This is a genomic window from Pseudomonas sp. (assembly GCF_035277045.1).
Taxonomy (GTDB): domain Bacteria; phylum Pseudomonadota; class Gammaproteobacteria; order Pseudomonadales; family Pseudomonadaceae; genus Aquipseudomonas.
Genome location: NZ_DATELE010000147.1, coordinates 1 through 3,401, shown reverse-complemented (window position 1 = coordinate 3,401; position 3,401 = coordinate 1). Strand labels below are relative to the sequence as shown.

General features: G+C 63.9%; 4 protein-coding genes and 2 pseudogenes. 3 read left to right on the top strand and 3 right to left on the bottom strand.

Translation table 11 applies throughout. The annotated features are described in order from the left end of the window. Both VJS90_RS06715 and VJS90_RS06710 read right to left on the bottom strand, forming a co-directional pair. Positions 1-272 (bottom strand): annotated as a pseudogene (locus tag VJS90_RS06715) (hypothetical protein); the annotation flags it as partial. 26 nt (positions 273-298) lie between these two features. Further along, the gene (locus tag VJS90_RS06710; protein ID WP_324120267.1) at positions 299-805 is read right to left on the bottom strand and encodes a CinA family protein; all 507 of its coding nucleotides are present in this window, start codon (positions 803-805) and stop codon (positions 299-301) included. 172 nt (positions 806-977) lie between these two features. Here VJS90_RS06710 and VJS90_RS06705 point away from each other — a divergent pair, with 172 nt between their 5' ends. The 3 genes from VJS90_RS06705 (at position 978) to VJS90_RS06695 (ending at position 2,966) form a co-directional block, all read left to right on the top strand. Next, positions 978-1,886 carry an SDR family oxidoreductase gene (locus VJS90_RS06705; RefSeq protein WP_324120266.1) on the top strand — a complete coding sequence of 303 codons (909 nt, stop codon included), beginning with the start codon at positions 978-980 and terminating at the stop codon, positions 1,884-1,886. Positions 1,887-1,964: 78 nt separating this feature from the next. Further along, on the top strand, positions 1,965-2,108 hold the full coding sequence (locus VJS90_RS06700; RefSeq protein WP_324120265.1) for a PSPA7_2676 family Cys-rich small protein: 144 nt from the start codon (positions 1,965-1,967) through the stop codon (positions 2,106-2,108). A 9-nt stretch (positions 2,109-2,117) separates the two neighbouring features. Next, on the top strand, positions 2,118-2,966 hold the full coding sequence (locus tag VJS90_RS06695; protein ID WP_324120264.1) for a Ku protein: 849 nt from the start codon (positions 2,118-2,120) through the stop codon (positions 2,964-2,966). Between the two features lie 93 nt (positions 2,967-3,059). Here the strand turns inward: VJS90_RS06695 and VJS90_RS06690 are convergent. Further along, positions 3,060-3,401: pseudogene (locus VJS90_RS06690) on the bottom strand (glycosyltransferase family 2 protein); the annotation flags it as partial.

The window sequence follows — 3,401 nt, the reverse complement described above, 5'->3', positions numbered from 1 at the left end:
CGGTCGTTGGGCCTGCCCTTGACCCGTATGCGCAACTGCTCGCCCGCGCCGTTGCGGCTGAAGCGGGCGTACTCGACCTGCACCCGGCCGTCCGCGCTGTTGGCGGTGCGGTCGCTCAAGGGGCCGTTTCCAAACAGCCCGGCCAAGGTCAGTCCGACCACCACCAGCAATCCGTACCAGCCCAGCCGCTCGAAGCGCCAGACCCTGCGCTGCATGCGCATGTCTTCGCTGACCGGATACTGGCGGGCGTGGTGTTCATCCTGTATTGCCATGGCTGAGCGTCTCCCAGGGGCGCCGGTCAGGTGCGTTCGCCGCGTAGCCAGCGTTGATGGAACTGCATCATCTGCAGCAGTCCATGCAACGAAGCCTGGTGCAGCACGGCCTGGCGGTCGCCGAAAAACCGCTCGGTGCGGCTGAACACCGCCGGGGTCGGCAGTTCGGCGAAGGCCCAGGCAAAGCACAGCGTGCCGGGCGGTGTGTCACCCTCTGGCTCCGGGCCGGCCACGCCGGTGGTCGCGATGGCAACGCTGGCCTGGCTGTCGGCCAGGGCGCCGATTGCCATCTCCCTGGCCACTTCCTGGCTGGTCAGGCCAAAGTGCTCGATCGTACGCAGGCTGACGCCCAGCAGGCGCTGCTTGGCTTCGGGGGAGTACACCACGTAGCCACACTCCAGCACGCTGCCGGTCCCGGTCTTTTCCGACAGCAGGGCGACCATGCGGCCCGCGGTGCAGGATTCGGCGGTGGTCAGTGTCAGGCCATGCGCCTTGAGGTAGTTCTGCACACGGTCAATCGGATCGTACGTCATAAGGTATCGCCCTTGTTTTTCGGTGGACGCTGACGCGTGAGCATTGGTTCAGACGGCCTGCCCGATGACCATCGGTCGGCCCGCAAACGGTCTGGAGCAAACCTTCCGGGCTGCCGTGGTCTCGAATTTCCATGACCCTCGCCATTGGCGTCCATACCTCAGGAGGTGGCTTATGCCTACCAGCAAACCGCAAGATCAGTACAGCATGCAGAACCCGCTCACGCAGTACCCGCAACCGCCTTTTCCCGAGCAGCCGCAGCCGGCGCCGGGCCTCGACGCGAAGATGGACCCAAAACCCGACCACGGCGAACTCACCTACAAAGGCTTTGGCCGTCTGGCCGGGCGCAAGGCACTGATCACCGGCGCCGACTCCGGTATCGGCCGCGCGACCGCCATCGCCTTCGCGCGTGAAGGCGCGGACATCGTCCTCAACTACCTGCCCGTCGAGCAGCCAGATGCCGACGAGGTGATCGAACTCATCAAGGCAGAAGGGCGAAAGGTCATCGCGCTGCCAGGCGACCTGAAGGACGAGGCGTTCTGCAGGCAACTTGTCAAGCAGGCCCACGAGCAGTTGGGCGGCCTCGATATCCTGGTCAACGTGGCCGGCAAGCAGACGGCGCGCAAGGACATCAGCCAGGTCAGCAGCGAACAGTTCGATGCGACCATGAAGACCAACGTCTACGCGCTGTTCTGGCTGTGCCAGGCGGCGGTGCCGCTGCTGCCAGCCGGGGCGACCATCATCAATACCGCCTCGATCCAGTCGTACCAGCCGTCGGCGACCCTGCTGGACTATGCGACCACCAAGGCGGCAATCGTGGCCTTCACCAAGGCGTTGGCGGGGCAGGTGATCGAACGCGGCATTCGCGTCAACGCGGTTGCACCCGGTCCGATCTGGACGGTGCTGCAGCCAAGCGGTGGCCAGCCCCAGGAAAAGATCCCGACCTTCGGCAGTCAGGTCCCGATGAAGCGTCCGGGCCAGCCGGCCGAGTGCGCGCCGCTGTACGTGCTGCTGGCTTCGCAGGAATCCAGCTACATCACCGGCGAAGTGTTTGGCGTGACGGGCGGCGATCCGCTGCCATAGGGCTGATGGACTAAACCTTTTGCCAGGCGGCGCAGTCATCTGCAGTAAGAGCCCGTCACCGCGGGCCAAGGAGGTTTTATGAAGTTCCTCTGTCTGCTGCGTGGCTGCCAATGGCGTACCTTGCTTGTTCGCGAGGTCGCCGGCCTGTCCTGCCAATGCTGTGAACGCTGCGGATCCTTGCGCTACTGTGTCCCGGGATCCGCCTTTGACCACCACGACTAGGAGCCGGCCATGCCGCGAGCTATCTGGAAAGGTGCCATCAGCTTTGGCCTGGTGCACATCCCGGTCAGCCTGAATACGGCGGTGCGCAGCGAGCGGGTCGATTTCGACTGGCTCGACAAGCGCAGCATGGACCCGGTGGGCTACAAGCGGATCAACAAGGTCACCGGCAAGGACATCGACAAGGAGAATATCGTCAAGGGTGTTCAGTACGAGAAAGGCCGCTATGTGGTGATCAGCGAGGATGAGATCCGCAAGGCCAGGCCTGAAGCCACCCAGACCATCGATATCTTTTCGTTCGTCGACCACAACGTGATCCCGCTGCAGCATTTCGACACGCCCTATTACCTGAGCCCGGACAAGCGTGGCGGCAAGGTTTATGCGCTGCTGCGCGAGACCCTGGAGAGCACCGGCAAGGTGGCCCTGGCCACGGTGGTGTTGCACACCCAGCAGCACCTGGCGTTGTTGCGTCCGCTCGATGACGCGCTGGTGATGATTACCCTGCGCTGGCCTGAGGAAGTGCGTGGGATCGATTCGCTCGAGCTGGACAAGAGTGTCACCGATGCCAAGGTCGACAAGCGCGAATTGCAGATGGCCAAGCGGCTGGTCGAGGACATGAGCGGCGAGTGGGCCCCGGACGAATACCAGAACGTCTTCAAGCAGACCATCATGGACCTGGTGGAGGAGAAGGCGAGCAAAGGCAAGATTGCTGTCGTGGAGTCCGGCAAAGACGGCGAGGGCGAGAAGAGCGCCGATATCATCGACCTGACCGAACTGCTCAAGCGAAGCCTGGGCGGGAAAGCCCCAGCCAAGAAAAAAGCGCCCGCCAGAAAATCGGCAGCGAGCAAAAAAGCGTCTTGAGAGCCGTGGCGGAGCCCTAATGGACGAGATTGGCATACCGGTGGACTCTGGCTCGCCTCCGCCTCCGCCTCCGCCTCCGCCTCCGCCTCCGCCTCACCCCGCCTCAATAGACGGTAGTCCCGCCAACCCCTTGAGGTAATCCCCAAACCCGTCCCGAGCCCGGCAATCGCCACGGCTGCTGGTCGCCACGCTGTGCCTGGCCGTCCAGACAATGCGTGCGCCCGCCGCCTGGAGGGCGTTGACCAGGTGAACGTCTTCGTGGGCAGCCAGCGGAGCAAAGCCACCGACCCGCTGGTACGCCTGCGCGCAGATGCCAAGGTTGGCACCGTGAATATGCCGATGATCCTCACGAGCCTGGTAACCGCTGCGATAACGCTGACGCAGCGCGGCGTCCTGCCAAGGCTCCCAGCGCTCGATATGTACCGTGCCGCACAC

Excerpts from the sequence above, each read along its gene's own strand:
- VJS90_RS06695 (WP_324120264.1), top strand. The coding sequence starts at position 2,118 with ATGCCGCGAGCTATCTGGAAAGGTGCCATCAGCTTTGGCCTGGTGCAC.
- VJS90_RS06705 (WP_324120266.1), top strand. The coding sequence starts at position 978 with ATGCCTACCAGCAAACCGCAAGATCAGTACAGCATGCAGAACCCGCTC.
- VJS90_RS06700 (WP_324120265.1), top strand. The coding sequence starts at position 1,965 with ATGAAGTTCCTCTGTCTGCTGCGTGGCTGCCAATGGCGTACCTTGCTT.
- VJS90_RS06710 (WP_324120267.1), bottom strand. The coding sequence starts at position 805 with ATGACGTACGATCCGATTGACCGTGTGCAGAACTACCTCAAGGCGCAT.